General features: G+C 70.6%; 17 protein-coding genes. 11 read left to right on the top strand and 6 right to left on the bottom strand.

Annotated elements, in window-relative coordinates; all coding sequences use genetic code 11:
* Positions 1-23: 23 nt before the first annotated feature.
* Genes menC through GTZ93_RS10035 form a run of 5 tightly spaced genes read right to left on the bottom strand, consistent with a single transcriptional unit; the run spans position 24 to position 6,011 of the window.
* The gene (gene menC, locus GTZ93_RS10055) at positions 24-1,178 is read right to left on the bottom strand and encodes an o-succinylbenzoate synthase (RefSeq protein WP_139917674.1); all 1,155 of its coding nucleotides are present in this window, start codon (positions 1,176-1,178) and stop codon (positions 24-26) included.
* Between the two features lie 9 nt (positions 1,179-1,187).
* Complete coding sequence (locus GTZ93_RS10050; protein ID WP_139917676.1) at positions 1,188-2,108, bottom strand: 1,4-dihydroxy-2-naphthoate polyprenyltransferase; 921 nt, start codon at positions 2,106-2,108, stop codon at positions 1,188-1,190.
* Positions 2,105-2,956: a 2-succinyl-6-hydroxy-2,4-cyclohexadiene-1-carboxylate synthase gene (gene menH, locus GTZ93_RS10045; RefSeq protein ID WP_139917678.1), complete on the bottom strand. Its 852-nt coding sequence runs from the start codon at positions 2,954-2,956 to the stop codon at positions 2,105-2,107. Before menH ends, GTZ93_RS10050 begins: the two co-directional genes overlap by 4 nt.
* Positions 2,947-4,719, bottom strand: a complete 1,773-nt coding sequence (gene menD, locus GTZ93_RS10040) for a 2-succinyl-5-enolpyruvyl-6-hydroxy-3-cyclohexene-1-carboxylic-acid synthase (protein ID WP_257979125.1) — start codon at positions 4,717-4,719, stop codon at positions 2,947-2,949. The genes menH and menD overlap by 10 nt, the downstream gene beginning before the upstream one ends.
* Entirely contained in the window at positions 4,716-6,011 is a 1,296-nt protein-coding gene (locus tag GTZ93_RS10035) for an isochorismate synthase (RefSeq protein ID WP_161662755.1), read from the bottom strand. The genes menD and GTZ93_RS10035 overlap by 4 nt, the downstream gene beginning before the upstream one ends.
* Positions 6,012-6,158: 147 nt before the next feature.
* Between GTZ93_RS10035 and aroF the strand changes: the two genes are divergently transcribed.
* The 8 genes from aroF to GTZ93_RS09995 all read left to right on the top strand — a co-directional run bounded on the left by aroF (position 6,159) and on the right by GTZ93_RS09995 (position 14,337).
* Positions 6,159-7,055 (top strand): 3-deoxy-7-phosphoheptulonate synthase, encoded by an 897-nt coding sequence (gene aroF / locus GTZ93_RS10030; RefSeq protein ID WP_139916142.1) that lies wholly within the window; start codon positions 6,159-6,161, stop codon positions 7,053-7,055.
* Entirely contained in the window at positions 7,052-7,741 is a 690-nt protein-coding gene (gene ubiE / locus GTZ93_RS10025) for a bifunctional demethylmenaquinone methyltransferase/2-methoxy-6-polyprenyl-1,4-benzoquinol methylase UbiE (protein ID WP_121751676.1), read from the top strand. Before aroF ends, ubiE begins: the two co-directional genes overlap by 4 nt.
* On the top strand, positions 7,722-8,321 hold the full coding sequence (locus GTZ93_RS10020; protein ID WP_139916143.1) for a shikimate kinase: 600 nt from the start codon (positions 7,722-7,724) through the stop codon (positions 8,319-8,321). Before ubiE ends, GTZ93_RS10020 begins: the two co-directional genes overlap by 20 nt.
* The gene (locus GTZ93_RS10015; RefSeq protein ID WP_167547955.1) at positions 8,321-9,568 is read left to right on the top strand and encodes a shikimate dehydrogenase; all 1,248 of its coding nucleotides are present in this window, start codon (positions 8,321-8,323) and stop codon (positions 9,566-9,568) included. The genes GTZ93_RS10020 and GTZ93_RS10015 overlap by 1 nt, the downstream gene beginning before the upstream one ends.
* Positions 9,565-10,584 (top strand): chorismate synthase, encoded by a 1,020-nt coding sequence (gene aroC / locus GTZ93_RS10010; RefSeq protein WP_120576551.1) that lies wholly within the window; start codon positions 9,565-9,567, stop codon positions 10,582-10,584. Before GTZ93_RS10015 ends, aroC begins: the two co-directional genes overlap by 4 nt.
* Complete coding sequence (locus tag GTZ93_RS10005; protein ID WP_120576550.1) at positions 10,581-11,651, top strand: 3-dehydroquinate synthase; 1,071 nt, start codon at positions 10,581-10,583, stop codon at positions 11,649-11,651. The genes aroC and GTZ93_RS10005 overlap by 4 nt, the downstream gene beginning before the upstream one ends.
* Entirely contained in the window at positions 11,648-12,943 is a 1,296-nt protein-coding gene (locus GTZ93_RS10000) for a 3-phosphoshikimate 1-carboxyvinyltransferase (RefSeq protein ID WP_139916145.1), read from the top strand. The genes GTZ93_RS10005 and GTZ93_RS10000 overlap by 4 nt, the downstream gene beginning before the upstream one ends.
* An 86-nt stretch (positions 12,944-13,029) precedes the next feature.
* Entirely contained in the window at positions 13,030-14,337 is a 1,308-nt protein-coding gene (locus GTZ93_RS09995) for a citrate synthase (protein ID WP_120576549.1), read from the top strand.
* A 78-nt stretch (positions 14,338-14,415) separates the two neighbouring features.
* Here GTZ93_RS09995 and GTZ93_RS09990 read toward each other — a convergent pair whose 3' ends face one another.
* Positions 14,416-16,236 (bottom strand): AMP-dependent synthetase/ligase, encoded by a 1,821-nt coding sequence (locus tag GTZ93_RS09990; RefSeq protein WP_180946017.1) that lies wholly within the window; start codon positions 16,234-16,236, stop codon positions 14,416-14,418.
* A gap of 95 nt (positions 16,237-16,331) precedes the next feature.
* Between GTZ93_RS09990 and GTZ93_RS09985 the strand changes: the two genes are divergently transcribed.
* The 3 genes from GTZ93_RS09985 (at position 16,332) to pyk (ending at position 19,238) form a co-directional block, all read left to right on the top strand.
* A complete protein-coding gene (locus tag GTZ93_RS09985; protein WP_172810996.1) occupies positions 16,332-16,697 on the top strand; it encodes a hypothetical protein in 366 nt (121 codons plus the stop codon).
* Between the two features lie 129 nt (positions 16,698-16,826).
* Entirely contained in the window at positions 16,827-17,621 is a 795-nt protein-coding gene (locus GTZ93_RS09980) for a bifunctional nuclease family protein (protein ID WP_169820390.1), read from the top strand.
* Between the two features lie 216 nt (positions 17,622-17,837).
* Positions 17,838-19,238 carry a pyruvate kinase gene (gene pyk / locus GTZ93_RS09975; protein WP_139916146.1) on the top strand — a complete coding sequence of 467 codons (1,401 nt, stop codon included), beginning with the start codon at positions 17,838-17,840 and terminating at the stop codon, positions 19,236-19,238.
* The last annotated feature ends 18 nt before the right edge of the window (positions 19,239-19,256 follow it).

Genomic DNA, 19,256 nt, shown 5'->3' with positions numbered 1-19,256 from the left:
CGACGAAGGCCCGAGCGCATGGCTCAGTGTTCCCGGCTGAAGTCCGGGCTCAGTCCCAGACCGGGCATGTCGCGCAGCCGCACGAGTCCCCGCTGGGGTTGATACGGATGATCCCGTGGCTCGTCCGCGAAGAGCCGCCCCACGGCGAGGCCAGAGGCCAGGTCTCCCGAGGGCAGCGCGGAGGCCAGATGCGCGGCGCCGGCCCGGGCCACCACGCCGTCGATGGAGCTGGTGACGTACGCGTGCATGCCCAGGTGGGCCGCTCGCAGCGCCACCACCATGGAGGGCAGCAGCCCCCCGAGCACCATCGGCTTGATCACCACCGCGCCCACCGCCGGCCCGCCGCCCAGGTCCATCGTGAGGAGCGTTCGCACCGCTGCGGGCGTGGCGAGCGTCTCGTCCGCGGCGATGATGCACGGGGCTCGGCGCTGCACCCGCCACAGCGCCTGCAGGTCCTCCGGCGGCGTGGGCTGCTCCACCAGCTCCAGGTCGTACCAACCCAGCCGATCCAGGGCGCGGTTGGCTTCGGGCTCCGTCCAGCCGCCGTTCGCGTCCAGGCGCAGGCGCACGCGGGCCCCCACCGCTTCGCGCACGGCCCGGACCCGCGCTTCATCCGCGTCCAGCGAGCGACCCGCGACCTTCACCTTCAGCGTCTGATAGCCCTCCTCCACCGCCCCTCGCGCTTCCTGGGCAAGGGCCTCCGGTTCCTCCGCGCTCAGCAGCGCGTTCACCAGGACCTCCTGCCGCGCCTCCTCCGCGAGCAGCCAGCACAGGGGGATGCCCTTGCGCTGGGCCACCAGATCCAGCAGCGCCAGCTCCAGGCCGTGCTGCGCGGCGGGGACGGGCTCCTCAGGGTCGATGCCTCGGATCCGCGCGCCTCGCTGGCGAACCTCCTCACTGGCGGTCGGGACGAGCGTGGCTTCGACCCCCTCGATGCTGTCCTCCAACGTCTGGCCCTTGAGGGAGCTCAGCCACCCGCGCAGCACCGTGTGCGTGGTAGCCAGGGACTCCGTGCCGAACTCCGGCAGAGGCATGGCTTCACCCTGCCCTACGCGACCTTCCTCGTCGCGCAGCCGCACGATGAACCCGTCGCGTGTGGCGTAGGTGCCCCTCGCCGTACTCAGGGGTTGGGCCAGAGTGAGGTGCAGCGGGGTGAGCGTCGCTTCGGTGATGCGCATGACGCTCCTTCAGCGCAGGTACAGGCCGACCGCGAACAGCAACCCGAACAGCATCTGCAGCTTCGCCGTCCCGCCCAGCGCGGGGTTGAGCGCCGCGCCCTCCGCCTTCAGCATCAGCTTCAGCGGCGGCACCACCAGCGGCAGGCTCAGGAGTGGCAAGAAGACCCAGGCGCTCGCGTAGCCCTTGGCGAACAGCACGAACGGCGTGACGTAGGAGGCCACCAGCAGCAGCACGTACTCCGCGCGGCCAAAGCCCTGGCCGAAGCGCACCACCATCGTGCGCTTGTTGGCCTTCACGTCCGTGCTCGCGTCGCGCTGGTTGTTCACCACGATGAGACATGTGCCGATGGCGCCCACCGGCAGCGACGCCCACCAGGCCGCCGGGCTCACGAAGCCGGCCTGCACGTAGTACGTGCCCGTCACCGCCACGATGCCGAAGAAGATGAGCACGAACAGGTCGCCCAGGCCGAGGTAGGCCAGCGGAAAAGGGCCTCCCGTGTACGCGTAGCCGCACAGCAGCGAAGCCACCCCGATGACCACGATGGGCAAGCCGCCCACCGCCACCAGATACAGGCCCACCAGCGTCGCCAGCGCGAAGCACCCGAGGCCGCCCAGCAGCACCGTGCCCGGCGCGATGAGCCCGCTCTGCGTCACGCGCTTGGGCCCCAGGCGCTCCTCGGTGTCCGCGCCCTTCTTGTAGTCATAGAAGTCGTTGATGAAGTTGGTGCCGATTTGGATCAGCACCGCGCCCACGAGCGCCGCGAGCGCCGGCAACAGGCGCCCCACGCCGTTGCCGTACGCGAGCGCCGTGGCCACCAGCACCGGCACCGCGCCCGCCGTCAGCGTCTTCGGACGCACGGCCATCAGCCACGTCTTCAGCGTGGGCCGGGGACGAGCCGCATCGGGAGGGGTGCTCACCAGGGTTGTCACGAGTGGGTCGCCTCTCGCGCCAGGATGGCGTGTTCGAACTGCGGCGCTTCGTACCAGGGCGTCTGGAGGAACGAGAGCACTTCGCGCACGTACTCCTCCGGCGCCTCCAGGTGCGGGGCGTGGGTGACCCCCGCGAAGGCGCGGCGCCACACCACCGGCAGCTCCGCCGCCATGCGCCTCGCCAGGGTCGTGAACTTCTCGTCCTGATCACCGGTGAGCAGCAGCGTGGGCAGCCGCTGGCGGTGCAGCGCCGGCCAGTAATCCGGCTGTACGCCCAGGCCCAGGGTCTCCAACGCTCCGGCCAGTCCCTGCGCCGTGCACGCCTTGCGGCGATCGCGCAGCGCGGCCTGCTCCGGCTCCGGCAGGCGGCGCAGCCCGTCGAAGAGGGGCAGCGCTTCCCACCGCTCCACGAAGGCGTCCACGCCCTTCGTGCGGATGAAGTCCACGAGCTTCGCGTCGGCCTCGCGCCGCTCCGAGCGCTCCTGGCGTCGGTGCAGCCCGGGCGAGCCGCTCTCCATGATCAGCCGGCCGAAGCAGTCCGGCGCGCGCACCGCGGCGCCCAGCGCCACCCGCGCGCCCTGCGAATAGCCGAGCAGATCCACCTGGCCCCCCAGCTCGCGCGCCAGTTGGACCACGGCGTCCACCGTCTCCAGAAAGCCGTCGCGGCCTGTCTTCTCCGGCAACGGCGTGCGGCCGTGGCCGGGCAGGTCCACCGCCACCACTCGCACGGAGCGGCCCAGCAGCGGACGCAGGTGCTCGAACGTAGCGCCGCTGCCGGTGAAGCCGTGCAGCGCCAGGAGCGTATGGGGGCCTTCACCCCAGCTGTCATAAGCGAGCGTCACGCCCATGGTCCTTCTCCCAGTGCGGCGGCCATCCGCGCGAAGAGGTGTCGGTGCGCATCCACGTTGGTGGACCGGTCCACCAGTACCTCCACCAGGTGGAGGCCTCCCTCCAGCCCGGTGCGCACCGCCGCGCGCAGGGCCGTGGGCGTCGTGGGCCGCTCGAAGCGGGCGCCCGCGAGCGCCGCCGCGTGCGACAGGTCCACGCCGTGTGGCGTGCCGAAGAGGGCCTCGAACTCGTCCGGCTTCGCCACTTGCGCCAGCGGCAGGAAGGAGAAGATGCCGCCGCCGTCGTTGTTCACCACCACGACCGTCAGCGGCACGCGCGCCCGTGCCGCGGACACGAGCCCGCCCACGTCGTGCAGCAGCGCCAGGTCGCCGGACAGGAGTACCGCCGGCCGCCCCGCCGCCGCGGCCATGCCCGCCGCGCTGGACACGATGCCGTCGATGCCATTGGCCCCGCGGTTCGCCAGCACGCGCAGCGGAACACCGCCACCGTGCGCGAACGCATCCACCGCGCGAATGGGCATGCTGCTGGACACGAAGAAGAGCGCGTTGGCCGGCAGCGCCGCCACCACCTCGCGCGCCAGTCGGGGCTCGGTCAGCACGTCCGGCTGTTCTCCGAGCGCCTGCTCCAGCGCGTTGCGCGCCACGCGCTCCGCGTAGACGAAGTCCTGCGCCCAGCGGCCAGGACCTCGCGACAGGCCTTCCGTCAGCGTGCGGCACGCGAGCACCGCGTTACCTTCCAGCACCCGCGTGGCCCGGTGCGCCGGGTCGTACAGCGCACCCTCGTCGCTGATGACGGTGATGTCCGCGCCGGAGGTGTCCAACCACTGCTGCGGCGACTTGGGCGTCAGGCCTCCGCCGAAGCGCAGCACCAGCTCCGGCGTGTGGCTGCGCGCGAACGGCTCATGGCGCAGGAGCGCGTCGTAGAGCGACACGGTCAGCGGGCCGCCTCCGTAGCGCGCCTGCGACGTGGCCTCCGCGAGCACCGGGTAGCCCGTGGCCAGACTCAGCGCGGTGATGGCCTCCGCGAAGCCGTCGTCCTCGTCGCGAGGGCCGCACACGATGACGCCACGCTCGGTGGCGGCGATGCGCGCGCGCACGTCCTCCAGCACCGCCGCATCCGGAGCCCGCGACGACTGCGCGATGCGGGTGAGGGGCGCGTCCGTCCGCCCTTCTCTCGCGAGCGCCGTCAGCTTCTCCGCGCCGAAGTCCTGCGCGATGGGCGCCAGCGGCTCACGGAACGGCACGTTGATCTGCACGGCGCCTCGGGGTGCGCGGCATGCGGTGCTCACCGCGCGGGCGGCCGTGGCACGCAGGTGCGCGATGGCGGGGCTGCTCGCCTCGGGCATGCCCACGTCCGCGAACAGCCGCGCGAAGTCACCGTAGAAGCGCGCCTGGGGCACCGTCTGCGGCGCGCCCCAGCCCTGCAGCTCCAGCGGCCGGTCCGCCGTGAGGATGACCAGCGGCACCTGGGCCATGGCCGCCTCGATGACCGCCGGGAAGAAGTGCGCGCCCGCCGAGCCGCTCGTCGCGATCAGCACCACCGGCTGACGCGACTGCTTCGCCATGCCCAGCGCGAAGAAGCCCGCGCTCCGCTCGTCAATGACGGACCAGGCGCGCAGGCCCGGCGTGTGCGCGCATGCGAGCGCCAGCGCCGATGAGCGCGAGCCCGGACACACCACCGCGTGCCGCACGCCGCCCCGCACCAACTCCTCCAGGAGGGCTCGCGACCACAGCACGTTGAGGTTGGCGTCCAGGGACTTCACCGGCCCCCCAGCGCGCGCAACATCGCCAGACTCTTCATTTCCGTCTCCCGCCACTCGGACTCCGCGCTGGAGCCCGCGACGATGCCCGCGCCCACGAAGAGCCGGGCCTTCGCCCCGCGCACCAGCGCCGAGCGCAACGCCACCACCAGATGCGCACGCCCGGGGCCCACCCAGCCCACCGGTCCCGCGTACCAGCCCCGGTCCAGGGACTCGTGTTCCACCAGGAATGACAACGCGCGCTCGCGCGGCGTGCCGCCCACCGCGGGCGTGGGGTGCAGCGCCGTGACGACCGTCGCGGTGTCCACGCCGTCCGCCAGCTCCGCGCGGATGCCCGTGCGCAGGTGCACCACGTTCTTCAGCGCGAGCACCGACGGCTGCGCGTCCGCGGACACGCTCGCCGCCACCGGCGTCAGCGCCTGGAGGATGTAGCGCACCACCGCGTCATGCTCGCGCCGGTCCTTGTCGCTGGCGTCCAGCGCATCCGCGCCACCCGGCGCCGCGGACCCCGCGAGCGCTTCCGTCTCCAGCCTGCGCCCATCCACCCGGCACAGCGTCTCCGGCGTCGCGCCCAGAAAGCCCGTGCCGTCTGGTGCGCGGAAGAGGAACGTCGCGCATCTCGGGTTCTGCTCGCGCAGCCGCGCCAGCACGTCCACCACGTCGAAGGGCTCCGGCCCCTCCGCCTCCAGCGCCCGCGCCAGCACCACCTTGTGCAACTGGCCCGCGCCAATGGCCTCCACCGCGCGGTCCACCAACGCCTCGAAGTCCGGCCGCGACGAAGCCGTGCGCAGCGCGACCGGCGCGCCCAACGGATGGCGGTAGGACTGAGGGAAGGACGCTCGCACGCGCTCCAGCCGCGAGCGCACCACGTCCTCCGCGCCCGGCCCCTCTGGAGCGAAGACCGCGACCGCCAGCGCGCTGCCCTCGCGCCACACCAGCACCTCCGGCAGCGTCCAGCGGGCCAGCCCGTGCGAGCGCCACTCGCCCTCCACCGGCTGCGTGGGACTGAAACGCATCCCGCCGAACCAGGGGCCCGGCATTTGAGGGGACACCGCGTCCAGCCACCGCACGCTGTCGTACCCGAGCGCGCCCAGGACCGAGGGCAACTCACCGGGCGCATGCGCCTCGAGCACGCCCGCCTCGCCCCACCCCGCCACCGCCTCGCGCGCCACCGGCCGCTCCCAGTACACGGAGGGAACGCCGAGGCTGCCCGCCCCAGCCAATGGATCCACTCCAGGCAGGGGCATCATCCCGGCGACCCATCGCGGATCCTCAGCGGGACTGAGCGGCGTCATCAGCCATTCTCCTGCACCTCGGGGGAGGCGAGTGACATCACCTTCGATTGTCTTCTAAGCGATCTCGGCTATACATGCACCAAGGAGTTCAAAACCGCTTGAACTCCATGGAATCCGAATTCCAGTAACTCCAGCGAGGGAGCCGCCGTGGGAGGCCAGCAACCAGACGACCCAGCCGGGCGGCGTGACCCGGGTGCACACCGCGTCCTTCGCGCAGCGCGTCCAGCAGGCACGCGCGTCCAGGTGGGGGCCGTGGAGGTGGGCGGGCCCGGCTTCGTGGTGATGGCGGGGCCGTGCGCGGTGGAGGGCACGGAGCAGCTGGAACTGGCGGCCCGCGCGGTGGCGCAGGCGGGGGCGCACCTGCTGCGCGGAGGCGTGTTCAAGCCGCGCACCAGTCCGTACGCGTTCCAGGGCATGGGGGAGCCGGGGCTGAAGCTGCTGGTGGACGCCGGACGGCGCCACGGACTGCCCATCATCAGCGAGGTGATGGAGACCGAGCAACTGCCCCTCATGGAGCAGCACGCGGACATCCTCCAGGTGGGCGCGCGGAACATGCAGAACTTCGGGCTGCTGCGCGCGCTGGGGAAGCTGCGCAAGCCGGTGCTGATCAAGCGCGGGCTGTCCGCCACGGTGCAGGAGTGGCTCAACGCCGCCGAGTACATCCTCGCGGGCGGCAACGAACAGGTGATGCTCTGCGAGCGCGGCATCCGCACCTTCGAGACCGCGATGCGCAACACGCTGGACCTGGCCGCGGTGGCGTGGGCGAAGGAGCGCACGCACCTGCCGGTCATCGTGGATCCTTCGCATGCGACGGGCATCCCGTCGCTTATCACTCCCATGTCGCTGGCTGCCGCGGCCTGCGGGGCGGATGGATTGTTGATTGAAGTCCACCCCCGGCCGGAGCAGGCATTGTGCGACGGGCAGCAGGCGATGTCGCCCGGGGATTTCGCTACGTTGATGCAACGGCTGCCGGGCGTGCTCGCCGCGGTGGACCGTCACCTTTGGACGCCGGCGGGGCCGGCACAGATCGCGGGGGCGCGATGAGCACCGAAGTCCGTCAGATGTTCTCCTCCATCGCCACGCGCTACGACGTGACGAACGAAGTCCTCTCCTTCGGCATCCACCGGCTGTGGCGGCGCACGGCGGTGAAGCTCAGCGGCGCGAAGGAAGGCAGCCAGGTGCTCGACTGCGCCACCGGCACGGGCGACCTGGCGCTGTCGTTCAAGCGCAAGGTGGGCTCCACGGGCCGCGTGGTGGGCACGGACTTCTGCCCGGAGATGCTGGAGAGCGCGCCGGCCAAGGCGGCCAAGGCGGGCCTGGACGTGGAGTTCCAGGTGCAGGACGCCATGGCGCTCACCCTCCCGGACAACAGCTTCGACGTGGCATCCATCTCCTTCGGCATCCGCAACGTGGATGATCCGGTGAAGTGCCTCCAGGAGATGGCGCGCGTGGTGCGCCCCGGAGGCCGCGTGGTGGTGCTGGAGTTCGGCCAGCCCACGGGCCCGTACGGCGCGCTGTTCCGCTTCTACAGCAAGACGGTGATGCCGGCGATTGGCGGCCTGCTCACGGGCAACCGCGCGGCGTACCAGTACCTGCCCCGCACCGCCGCGGCCTTCCCCGCTGGCGACCGCTTCCTCTCCCTGATGGACCAGGCCGGCGCCTACTCCGAGCGCGCCGCCCACCCCCTGCTGTTTGGAACCGCCTACGTCTATGTCGGAACCGTCCGTTGAGGCCCGGCGCCTCCTTGTCTCGCAAGTCGTCGCGTCGGTAGATCCCAGACTCCAGCAGGTGCTCCAGGGGGCGCTTTCGTCCCCGGGGCCCTGCCCTCGCCCCGCGGGCGCGCAGACCGTCGTCATCGCGGGACACCGCGCGGCCGGCAAGACGCGCCTGTTGCCGCTCGTCTCGAAGCTGCTCGGACGTTCTGGCCTGGACCTGGACGCGGAGCTGGAGCGCCGGCATGGGCGCCCGCTCCGTTCCTGGGTCGCGGAGTCCCCCACCACCTTCCGCGCCGCCGAGCGCGAGACGCTGGGCCTGTTGCCCTCGGGCAGCGTGGTGGCGGTGGGCGGCGGCTTCCTGTCGCACCATCCGGAAGTGCTCGCGGGACACTTCACGCTCGTCGTCCCCGTCACCTTCGACACGTACCGCGAGCGGCTGATGGCGGACACCACGCGCCCGCGGCTGCGTGCGGACGTGTCGCTGGAGGAAGAGCTCCACTCGCTGTTCCATGAACGCGAGGCGATGCACGCCCGCGTCCCCACCATCTCCCTGGCGGACTTCCTCCGGGGCTGTCTTGCCCAGGAGCCTGCGTGATGGCCACCCGGCGCATCATCACCCTGCCCCCCTCCCTCACCGGCGCGGACGCCGTTGCGTTCGCGCGCGACGGCCTCAAGCGTGGCGCGGACGTCATCGAGGTGCGGACCGACCTGCACGCGCCCGGTGACATCGATCCGGACGCCCTCGCCCGCGTGATGCCGCTGCTCGTCTCCGAGCGGGGCAAGCCGGTGCCCGCGCCGTGGGTCCAGGCCTCGTGGCGCGTGGATCGCGACGTGGAGCGCGCGCAGGACATGGACGCGCCGCCGGGGAAGCTGCTCGCGTCGCACCACGCGGAAGGGCCGCTGACGACGACTGAGGCGCTCAAGCGCTGGTCCCGTCCCATTCCGCCGGACGCGCTGGTGAAACACGTGGAGCCCATGGACGGGCCCGCGCACCTGGACGTGCTGCTGGAGACGCAGGCCGCGCTGTCCCAGCGCTTCGGCGCCGAGCGCGTCACCGTGCTGGGCATGGGGCCCGTCGCCATCCCGGCACGCGCGGTCCTCTCTCGCAGGAACGGCCTGGAGTACGTGGCCATGGGCGGCCCGTGGACGGCGGCACCGGGACAGCGCCTCCTGGACGACGTGGTGCGCGAGCACCGCAAGGCGAAGGATCCGCACGCGTTGCGCCTGGGCATCCTGGGCACGGCCATTCCGCACTCGCGCTCGCCACGCATCCACCGTCAGCCGTTCGACCGCATCGACCTGGCCGAGGACGCGCCGGTGGAGGCGGTGGTGGACGCGCTCCTGCCGCACTACGCGGGCTTCGCCGTGACGAGCCCGTTCAAGATGCGGCTCGCGAAGCACACGGGCTCGCAGCTGGACGCCATCAACACGCTGGTGCGCCGGGGCTCTCGGTGGGAGTCCTTCAACACCGACACGGAAGGAGCGCGCGCGGTGCTGGAGCGACTGGGCGCGAAGGACGTGGCGGTACTGGGTGACGGCGGTTCCACGCAGGCCCTGCGGCTGGTGTCCGCTGAACAAGGACTCGCCCTGCGGGTCGTCAAGCGCGCGGAGATTCAAGCACCGCTGTCCGGGGATTGGGTCTGGACTTGGCCGGACCGCGTGGCCGCCCCCGAAAACCTGAGATTCCAGGGGGCACGCGTGGCGGTGATCGCATACGGTGCGCCCGGCCGGCGCGTCGCCGCGGAGATCGTTCGCCGCGGGGGCACCCCTCTCCTGCTAGGTGCGGCGTGGTTTGTCGCCCAGGCCCGGCGGCAGCGACAACTCTGGGAAACGGCGACATGAATACCTTTGGCACCCTCTTCCGGTTGACCACGTTCGGCGAAAGCCACGGTCCCGCGCTGGGCTCCGTCATCGACGGCTGCCCCGCGGGCGTTCCTCTCACGCGCGAGATGATCCAGGCGGCCCTGGACCGCCGGCGTCCCGGTCAGTCCGCCCTGGTGACCCCGCGCAACGAGCCCGACACCGTCGAAATCCTCTCCGGCGTCTTCGAGGACAAGACGCTGGGCACGCCCATCGCGGCCATCGTGCGCAACGCGAACCAGCGCTCGCAGGACTACAACCAGCTGGCCAGCGTGGACCGGCCGGGCCACGCGGACGCCGTGTGGCGGGAGCGCTACAAGCACCGCGACCACCGGGGCGGCGGCCGTACCAGCGGACGTGAGACGCTCTGCCGCGTCATCGGTGGCGCCATCGCGGAGGCGTACCTCGCGCGCGACCTGCCCTCCATCAGCACCGTGGCCTACGTCTCCCAGGTGGGTGAGCTGGTCGCCCCTGTTCCGTCGCCGGGACTCACGCGCGCCATGGTGGACGCGCACCCCACCCGCTGCCCCGACGCCGCCGTGCGCGAGGAGATGGCCCGCCAGATCCTCGCCGCGAAGGAGGCCGGGGACAGCCTGGGCGGCTCCATCGACGTGCGCGTGGAGGGCCTGCCCGTCGGTCTGGGCGAGCCCATCTTCGGCAAGCTGAAGGCGCTCATCGCGCAGGCGCTGGGCAGCATTGGCGCCGTCACCGGTGTCGTGTGGGGCCCACCGGATTTGATCCAGCGCCTCGGCCAGCCCGGCACGAAGTTCCACGCCGTGAAGGACGCGTACGGTGGCATCCAGGGTGGGCTCGCCAACGGTGAGCCCATGCAGGTGCGCGCCTTCTTCAAGCCGCCCGCGACGCTGGCGGATCACGCCAAGGGCGGCCGTCACGACCCGTGCATCATGCCCCGCGCCGTCCCGGTGCTGGAGGCCATGGTGTCGCTCGTCATCGCCGACCTCGTCCAGCAACTCAACGCCCGCCCCCACTCCGCATGAGCTCGCTTCCTCCCGGTTCCTACCGCCCCCCGAACGACCGTTGGGGTTCCTTCACCAAGCTCGCCGCGAAGCTGCCCGAGGGCAGTGTCGCCGTGGTGGACCGCACCGTCGCGCGCTTCCACCCCACGCTCATCCCCGCGCTGGAGGCCCGCAAGCCGCGCGCCATCATCCAGCTGCTCGGCGGTGAGCGCGCCAAGAGCCTCATCTCGCTCCAGAAGGTGCTCGCGGGCGGCATCACGCTGCCGCGCTCCGGCACGCTCGTCGCCGTGGGCGGTGGCACCGTGGGCGACGTGGCCACCGTGGCCGCGCACCTGCTCAAGCGCGGCGTGCGGCTGTTGCAGGTGCCCACCACGCTGCTCGCGGCGGTGGACAGCAGCCTGGGCGGCAAGGGCGCGGTGGACCTCGTCGTGCGCGGCCGCGTGGTGAAGAACCCCGCGGGCGTCTTCCACTACGCGGATGAGACGTGGCTGTGCCCGGAGCTGTACGCCACGCTGTCCGACGCGCAGGTGCGCGAGGGCTCCATGGAGGCGTGGAAGATGGTCGCGTCGCTGGATGCGTCCCTCTTCAAGCGCTACGTGCGCACGCCGCCGAAGCTGGAGAAGCTGGTGAAGGACGCGCGCGGCCTGAAGGAAGGCATCTGCGCGAAGGACCCGTACGAGCACCAGGGCCTGCGCCGCGTGCTCAACTTCGGCCACACCTTCGGTCACGTGCTGGAGAGCCTGTCCCGCTTCAAGCTGTCGCACGGCGACGCGGTGGGCCTGGGCATCCTCTGGGCCCTGGACGTGGGCCGGCACCTGGGCATCACCCCGGAGCCCGTGGCGCACGAGGTGGAGCGCGCGCTGGCCCGAGGCCCGGGCGTGCTCGGCCGCGACCGCGCCGCGGAGATTGCCCGGCGCGCGCCGCTGAAGGACGTGGTCGCGCTCCTGGACGCAGACAAGAAGGCCGGTGCCAACGGCGAGCTGCGCATGGTGCTGCTCACCGCCGTGGGCGCCTCCGAAGTCGTGGATGTGCTGCCGAAGACGTGGCGGGCCCTGTGGCCCGCCTGGACCCGTGGAGCCCGCCCTTGAGCCACGCCTCGCCGAGCCGTCTCACCGTCGACCCGAGCGCCTTGAGCGCCTCACCGCTCACCCCGCCCGTGTCGAAGTCGGACGCCCAGCGAGCCCTGGTGTTGGGACACCTCACCGGCGCCTGGCCGCTGCCGTCGGTGCAGGCGGAATCGGACGAGGACCTTCCCGCCGACGTGCGCGTGCTGCGCCGGGGCGTGGAGGCCCTGCGCCTTCCCCCAGGCCCCGTGCGCGACGTGGACTGCGCGGACGGCGGCGCCCCCTTCCGCATCCTCGTCACGCAGGCCGCGGTGACTCCCGACGTGCGCGTACGCTTCACCGGCACGCCCCGCCTGGGTGAGCGCCCGCACGGCCCGCTCTTCACGTCGTTGAAGCAGGCCCTGGGCCCCACGGGTCTGACGCTCACCGAAGGCACCCCGTGGCCGGTGGAGCTGCACGCGCCCCAGGACACCACGAAGGTCGCGCCGGTGTTCCGCGTGCCGGGTGCGCAGAGCAGCCAGTACGCCTCCAGCCTGCTGCTGGGCTGCGCCGAGCGCTTCCTCCGGGAGAAGCGCGCGTGGAGCGTGGAGATTGAAGGCGCGCTCACCAGCGCTGGCTACATGGACCTCACGGTGGCGTGGCTGCGCCGCTTCGGCTTCACCGTGGAACAGTCCGAAGGACACTATTCCGTCACGGGTTATCAGGCGCCCGAATCCGTCCCATCACTGCCGGGCGACTGGTCTTCACTGGGTTACCTGGTGCTCATCGCCTGGCGCACGGGCGGCACGGTGGAACGCGCGGAGCCCCAGAGCGCCCACCCGGACCAGGCGATCCTCCGGCTGGCCGCTGAAGTGGGTCTGAAGATGCTCCCGTCGGGCGCTCCCAACACCTGGCGCTTCGAGGGTGAAGCCACGGGCGAGCTGCGCGCGACGGGCAAGGAGTGCCCGGACCTGCTGCCCACGCTGGCGGCGCTCGCGTGCGTGCTGCCCCGGCCCACCACGCTCAGCGACGTGGGCATCCTGCGGGTCAAGGAGAGCGACCGGCTGGAGGGCATCCGCACGTTGGTGGCGGCCTACGGCGGCACCACGGAACTGTCGGCCGGAGCCGACAGTGAGACGCTGCGAATCCTCCCGCCCAAGGTGAAGCCCACGCGCTTCGCCATGGACAGCCGGGGTGACCACCGCCTGGCGATGTCAGCGGCCACCCTGTGTGTGCTGTCCGGGGTGCCTCTGGATCTGACGGGGCCGGAGTGCGTGGAGAAGAGCTTCCCCGGATTCTGGCGGCAGCTCGCGCGGGTCGGCGTCCGCTATTCCTGAGCGGGCGCGCGGACCGGAAACTTCGCCTCTAAGACTTATCGATCTTTTTTGTTGAAAGCGTCCGCCGCCCTGTGAAATCTCCGCCCATGCCCAAGGACACGCTGACCGTCACCGACAATCGGACCGGGAAGACGTACGAGATCCCGATCGAGAACGGCTGTATCCGCACCCCCGACCTGCGCCAGATCAAGACCGGCAGCGATGACTTCGGTCTGATGGGTTATGACCCCGCGTTCCTGAACACGGCGAACTGTAAGAGCGCCATCACCTTCATCGACGGCGACAAGGGCATCCTCGAGTACCGCGGGTACCCCATCGAGCAGCTCGCGGAGAAGTCCTCCTTCCTGGAGGTGGCCTACCTGCTGCTGAAGGGCGAGCTGCCCACGCAGAAGGAGCTGGAGAACTTCACGTTCAACGTGACCCACCACACGCTGGTGCACGAGAACATCAAGTCCTTCATCGACGGGTTCCGCTACGACGCGCACCCCATGGCCATGCTGGGCTCCACGGTGGCGGCGCTGTCCGCGTTCTACCCGGACGCGAAGAACATCAAGGACGCGCGCAGCCGTGAGATCCAGATCACGCGCCTCATCGCGAAGATGCCCACCCTGGCCGCGTTCTCGTACCGCCACGCCATGGGCCTGCCGTTCGTCTACCCGGACAACGACCTGTCCTACGTCGCCAACTTCCTGGCGATGATCAAGCGCATCGGCACGAGCGCCTTCAAGGTGCACCCCACGCTGGAGAAGGCGCTGGACGTGCTCTTCATCCTGCACGCGGACCACGAGCAGAACTGCTCCACCACGTCCGTGCGCACGGTGGGCTCCTCGCAGGTGGACCCCTACTCCGCGGTCGCCGCGGGCGTGGGCGCGCTCTACGGCCCGCTGCACGGCGGCGCCAACGAGGCGGTGCTCCGCATGCTCCGCGAGATTGGCAGCAAGTCCAACATCCCGGAGTTCATCAAGCAGGTGAAGGGCGGCGAGGGCGAGAAGAAGCTGATGGGCTTCGGCCACCGCGTCTACAAGTCCTACGACCCGCGCGCGAAGGTCATCAAGCGCGTGGCGGACGAGGTCTTCGACGTGACGGGCAAGAACCCGCTGCTCGAGATCGCGCTCGAACTGGAGCGCATCGCGCTCGAGGACGAGTACTTCGTGAAGCGCAAGCTGTACCCGAACGTCGACTTCTACTCGGGCCTCATCTACGAGGCGATGGGCTTCCAGGCGGAGATGTTCCCCGTCCTGTTCGCCATCCCCCGCACGGTGGGCTGGTGCGCGCAGTGGGAGGAGATGGTGACGGACAACGAGCAGAAGATCGCCCGTCCCCGTCAGGTCTTCACCGGCGCCGCGCGCCGCGACTACGTGGCCCAGGACAAGCGCACCCCCGGCGGCAAGTAGTCACCGCGGGCGGTAGCAGCCACTGAAGCACGAAGGGGCGCGGGACTCACATCGAGTCCCCCGCCCCTTTCGCTTTGCCTAGCCGTGGGCGACGCCAGGCGCGCCTGGCTCGTTGTAGAGCGCTTCGATGGCGTCCGCGTACTTCTGCTCCACCACCTTGCGGCGCATCTTCATGCTGGGCGTGAGCTCGCCGCCGTCGATGGAGAACTCCCCCGGCAGCACGCGGAAGCGCTTGATGGTCTCGAAGCGCGACAGCTTCGGGTTCACGTCCCGCTCGAAGGCCTCGTACAGGTGCTGCTGGAGGCGCGCGTCCTTCACCAGCGTGGCCACGTCCTCCGGCCAGCCCTTCTCCCGCGCGAGCTTCCGCACCCGGTCCGGATCCAGCGTCACCAGCGCCACCAGGTAGTTGCGCCGGTCCCCCACCACCAGCGCGTGCCCCACGGGGGACACGCCCTTGAGCAGCTCTTCGATATTGGCGGGCGACGTCTTCTTGCCGCCGGAGGTGACGATGATCTCCTTCTTGCGCCCGGTGATGCGCAGGAAGCCCTCGGAATCCAGCTGCCCCACGTCGCCCGTGTGCAGCCACCCGTCCGCCAGCAGCTCCTGCGTGGCCTCCGGGTTGCGGTGGTAGCCCAGGCACACGTTGCCGCCCTGGACGAGGATCTCCCCGTCCTGCGCGATGCGCACCTCCACGCCCAGCATGGGGCGGCCCACCGTGCCCATCCGGGCGCACTCGGCGGTGCTCACCGTGGCGGGGCCGGACACCTCCGTCATGCCCCACACTTCCAAGAGGACGACGTCGATGGAGGCGAAGAAGTCCAGCACGTCCCGGCCAATGGGCGCCGCGGAGGTGGAGAACAGCTTCGCCTTCTCCAGGCCGATGCGCGTCTTCAACGGCTCGAACACCAGCCGCTGGGCCAGCGCGAACTTGGCCTCCATGAACGACGGGACGCGCTCCTGGCTCAGGACGCGCGTGTTGCGCTCCAGCGCCGTGGCGCGGGCCCACTCCACCAGCCGGCGCTTCAGGGGTGGCTGCGCGGCCAGGCCCTCCTCCGCCTTCGTCTTGAACTTCTCCCAGACGCGCGGCACCGCGAAGAAGACGGTGGGGCGCACCTCCGTGAGGTTCTTGCCCAGGGCGTCCAGCGAGTCCGCGAAGTACACCTGCGTGCCCATGAGCAGCGGGCTGTGCAGGGAGACGATCTGCTCCGCGATGTGCGACAGCGGCAGGTACGACACCAGCCGCTCGTCCTCCATGTCCCGGAAGCCCATGGTGTCGCCCAGCTGCTTCGACGTCCAGGCGAGGTTGCGGTGGCTGAGCGCCACGCCCTTGGGTTGGCCGGTGGTACCGGACGTGTAGATGAGCGTGGCCAGCGCGTCCGGGTGGAGCGCGTGGACGCCGTCCCAGTAGGGGGCTTCATCCGCCTTCGCGCCGGAGGCCAGCACGTCCGCGTAGCGCAGCACGCCTTCAGGCAGCGGCGTGGGCGCGTCCATCACGATGAGGTGCTGGAGCGCGGGCAGCCGCTTCTGGACCTCCAGGCCGGTGGCCAGGTGCTTCGCGTTCTCCACCAGGAGGAAGCGCGCCTCGCAGTGGCCCAGGATGTAGACGAGCTGGTCCACACTGCTGGTGGTGTAGAGCCCCACCGGGATGCCGCCCAGGGACATGGCCCCCAGGTCCGCGACGTGCCACGCCTCGCGGTTGAAGCTCAGGATGCCCAGCGGGTCGCCTTCCTGAAACCCCAGCGCGTGCAGCCCCAGGGCGAAGCGCTTGACGCGCTGGGCATAGTCGAACCACGAGGTGGGGACATAGGCGCCTCCATGGCGGGACCAGAGCGCCGGGCGGTGTTCCAGCCGCGCGGCCTGGTCATGGAGCGCATGCAGCATCGTCTTGGGCAGGTCCATCTGGCGAAACGTAGTGGAAGCGCCCCGCCCGTTCCACGTCCCCGCGTCTCAGGCGTTGACAGCATGTTCACCAGCTTTGTATGCCGCGCCCGACCATGAGCATCGACTTCACCTGTCAGAAGTGCGAGGCCAGCTTCGAGTTGGAAGCCCAGGACCTCATCGAGGGGACGGAGAAGATTGTCTGCCCCCACTGCGACGCGAAGGCGCCCGCCAACCTCTCCGAGGACTTCGTCGCCGCGCTCACGGAGATGCGCGCGCAGATCGCCATCCTGAGCAAGAAGTTCGCGGTGACGATGACGCTCGAAGCCGAGGAGCTCGAGGACGAACTCGACGACGAGGACGAAGACGAGGAAGAGTCCGACGACGACGAGGATGACGACGAGGACGAGGACGAGGACGACGAAGAGTCCGAGGACGACGAGGACTACGACGACGAAGAGCCCGAGGACGGCGACCGCTAGTCGCCTGGCGCCCCTTGTTCCCGGCTGCCCGCCCGCCCTCCAACCGGGTGGGCCAGGGCCCGGGGGCTGCTCGCGACGGCGTGGGGGCGGTGCCCTCCCGGTGAAGGGGGAGGTGCGTAGCTTAGGGATGTGAAAACGTCCAACCGCGCCAACTTCTTCGTCGCTCCGTTCACGGCTGTGGTGCTGGCGCTGGGGGGAGCGTTGTTCCTCCCCGCGTTCGGGATCCCCGGCGCCAACGCCGCCGCGGACTCAGCGGCGGCAGGCAAAGAGAGGCCCTGCATCACGGAGAAGGGCAGCGACCCCAAGGCCTGCTCGGAGCTGGTGGAGCTGGAAGTGAAGGACGTGGTGCCCTTGATGGAGGCGCAGACGCACGCCGTCGTGCTGACCACCAAGGACGGGGAGACGGTGCTGCCCCTCTTCGTGGACGAGGGCGCGGCGGTCTCCATCGCCTTCCGCCTCGCGGAGCGTCCGCCCCCGCAGCCCTTGTCGCAGGACCTGCTGGACGACGTGGTGAACAAGCTGGGCGGCAAGGTGACCGAGGTCCGCATCGACGACCTGCGCGACAACGTCTACTCCGGCCGCGTCTTCCTCCAGCAGGGCAAGAAGGAGCTGGCGCTGGACGCGCGCCCTTCGGACTCCATCGCCATGGCCATGCACAGCCAGGCCCGCATCCGCGTGACGCGCAAGGTGCTGACCATGGCGGGCATCACCCGCTCGGAGATTGAAGCCCTCCAGAAGCAGCAGGACCTGGGCGTGGGCGGCAGCGGCGGCCTGGGTGAAGAGGACATGGGTCCCCTGCCCCCGCCGCCTCCCATGGGCCCCAGCGCCGGCAACCCGAAGCCTCACTCGGAGGACATCGGCATGGACCACTCCACGCGCCCGCTGATGGAGCCCATGGGCAAGGGCCAGGAGATCGACCTGTAGGCGTCCGCGAAAAGGCCTGCCTGGAACCTGGAACGAAAAAAGCCCGGCCCCCCCTCCCAGGGTAGCCGGGCTTTCTTCGTCTCAAGCGTCTGAGAGCCACGAATGGCGTGCGCCGGCCTGCGGTAACTTTCCGTCCAGCGCGTGAAGCGAAGAGTTAGTCCTTCGGGCGCAAGCCTGTCAAGACGCCCACCCCGTGGCGCTAGGATGGGCCGCCTTATGCGCAAGGCGAAGATCATCTGCACGCTGGGTCCGGCTTCGGACTCCAAGGAAGTCATCGAGGGGCTGGTGAAGGCGGGCATGAACGTGGCCCGGCTCAACTTCTCCCACGGAACGCACGACGAGCACCGCCAGCGCGTCCAGCGCATCCGCGCGGTGTCGAAGAAGCTGGGCGTGCCGGTGGCCATCCTCCAGGACGTGCAGGGCCCCAAGGTGCGCCTGGGGCGCTTCGAGGGCGGCCAGCTGATGGTGGCGGCCGGCGACACCGTGACGGTGACGACGCGCGCGGTGCTGGGCCAGGGGAAAGTCATCCCCACCCCGGTGCGCACGCTGCCCCGGGACGTGGAGAAGGGCCACGAGGTGCTCCTGGATGACGGCCGGGTGCGCCTGCGCGTGCTGAAGGTGAGCGGCCAGGATGTGTCCTGCCGCGTGGAGGTGGGCGGGCTGCTCAAGGACCACAAGGGGCTCAACCTGCCCGGTACCGCCATGTCGGTGCCCACGCTGACGGAGAAGGACAAGGTGGACCTGGCGTTCGGCCAGGAGGTGGGCGTGGACTACGTGGCGCTGTCCTTCGTGCGCTCCGCCCAGGACGTGCGCCAGGCGCGGACGCTGGTGGCGAAGGGAAAGACGCCCATCATCTCCAAGATTGAAAAGCCCCAGGCGGTGGAGAACCTGGAGTCCATCGCCGCGGAGTCGGACGGGGTGATGGTGGCCCGCGGCGACCTGGGCGTGGAGATGCCGCTGGAGCAGCTGCCGGCCATCCAGAAGCGCACCGTGCGGGAGGTCAACCGCATGGGCGGCATCGTCATTGTCGCCACGGAGATGCTGGAGAGCATGGTGCTCAACGCCCGGCCCACGCGCGCGGAGGTGTCGGACGTGGCCAACGCCATCCTCGACGGCGCGGACGCGGTGATGCTCTCCGGGGAGACGGCCGCGGGCCGCTACCCCGTGGAGGCGGTGGCCACCATGGCGCGCATCGTGGAGGAGACGGAGCGCACCGGCGTCATCACCCTGCCCCACTCCCCCTTCGAGCGCTCCGAGGACCTGGGCACCGGCGTCGCCGCGGCGGCGGTGGCCGCGTCCCGGCAGCTGAACATCGGGACCATCATCGCGTACACGGAGAGCGGCCACTCCGCGCGGCTCATCTCCGAGTTCCGTCCCGGCGCGCGCATCCTCGGCCTGACGCCCAACGCGGACACGGTGAACCGGATGGCGCTGTACTGGGGCGTGACGGGCCACCTGGTGAAGCGCGTCAGCACCACGGAGGCCATGCTCAAGCAGGTGCGCCGGCTCTGCCAGGAGCTGCGCTTCTGCGAACCGGGCGCGCCCTTCATCCTGGTGGCCGGCGTGCCGCTCAACGTGCCGGGCAACACCAACATGATGAGCATCCACCGCATCTGAAAGAGCCCGCGGTGGAGG

The organism is Corallococcus exiguus (assembly GCF_009909105.1).
In the GTDB taxonomy this organism is placed as follows: Bacteria; Myxococcota; Myxococcia; order Myxococcales; family Myxococcaceae; genus Corallococcus; species Corallococcus exiguus.
The sequence above is the reverse complement of the archived record's forward strand: the minus strand, read 5'-3'. Positions and strand labels throughout refer to the sequence as shown.

Excerpts from the sequence above, each read along its gene's own strand:
- GTZ93_RS09990 (WP_180946017.1), bottom strand. The coding sequence starts at position 16,236 with ATGGACCTGCCCAAGACGATGCTGCATGCGCTCCATGACCAGGCCGCG.
- GTZ93_RS09995 (WP_120576549.1), top strand. The coding sequence starts at position 13,030 with ATGCCCAAGGACACGCTGACCGTCACCGACAATCGGACCGGGAAGACG.
- pyk (WP_139916146.1), top strand. The coding sequence starts at position 17,838 with ATGCGCAAGGCGAAGATCATCTGCACGCTGGGTCCGGCTTCGGACTCC.
- GTZ93_RS09985 (WP_172810996.1), top strand. The coding sequence starts at position 16,332 with ATGAGCATCGACTTCACCTGTCAGAAGTGCGAGGCCAGCTTCGAGTTG.
- menH (WP_139917678.1), bottom strand. The coding sequence starts at position 2,956 with ATGGGCGTGACGCTCGCTTATGACAGCTGGGGTGAAGGCCCCCATACG.
- ubiE (WP_121751676.1), top strand. The coding sequence starts at position 7,052 with ATGAGCACCGAAGTCCGTCAGATGTTCTCCTCCATCGCCACGCGCTAC.
- GTZ93_RS10005 (WP_120576550.1), top strand. The coding sequence starts at position 10,581 with ATGAGCTCGCTTCCTCCCGGTTCCTACCGCCCCCCGAACGACCGTTGG.
- GTZ93_RS10035 (WP_161662755.1), bottom strand. The coding sequence starts at position 6,011 with ATGACGCCGCTCAGTCCCGCTGAGGATCCGCGATGGGTCGCCGGGATG.
- menC (WP_139917674.1), bottom strand. The coding sequence starts at position 1,178 with ATGCGCATCACCGAAGCGACGCTCACCCCGCTGCACCTCACTCTGGCC.
- aroC (WP_120576551.1), top strand. The coding sequence starts at position 9,565 with ATGAATACCTTTGGCACCCTCTTCCGGTTGACCACGTTCGGCGAAAGC.
- GTZ93_RS10015 (WP_167547955.1), top strand. The coding sequence starts at position 8,321 with ATGGCCACCCGGCGCATCATCACCCTGCCCCCCTCCCTCACCGGCGCG.
- GTZ93_RS10020 (WP_139916143.1), top strand. The coding sequence starts at position 7,722 with ATGTCGGAACCGTCCGTTGAGGCCCGGCGCCTCCTTGTCTCGCAAGTC.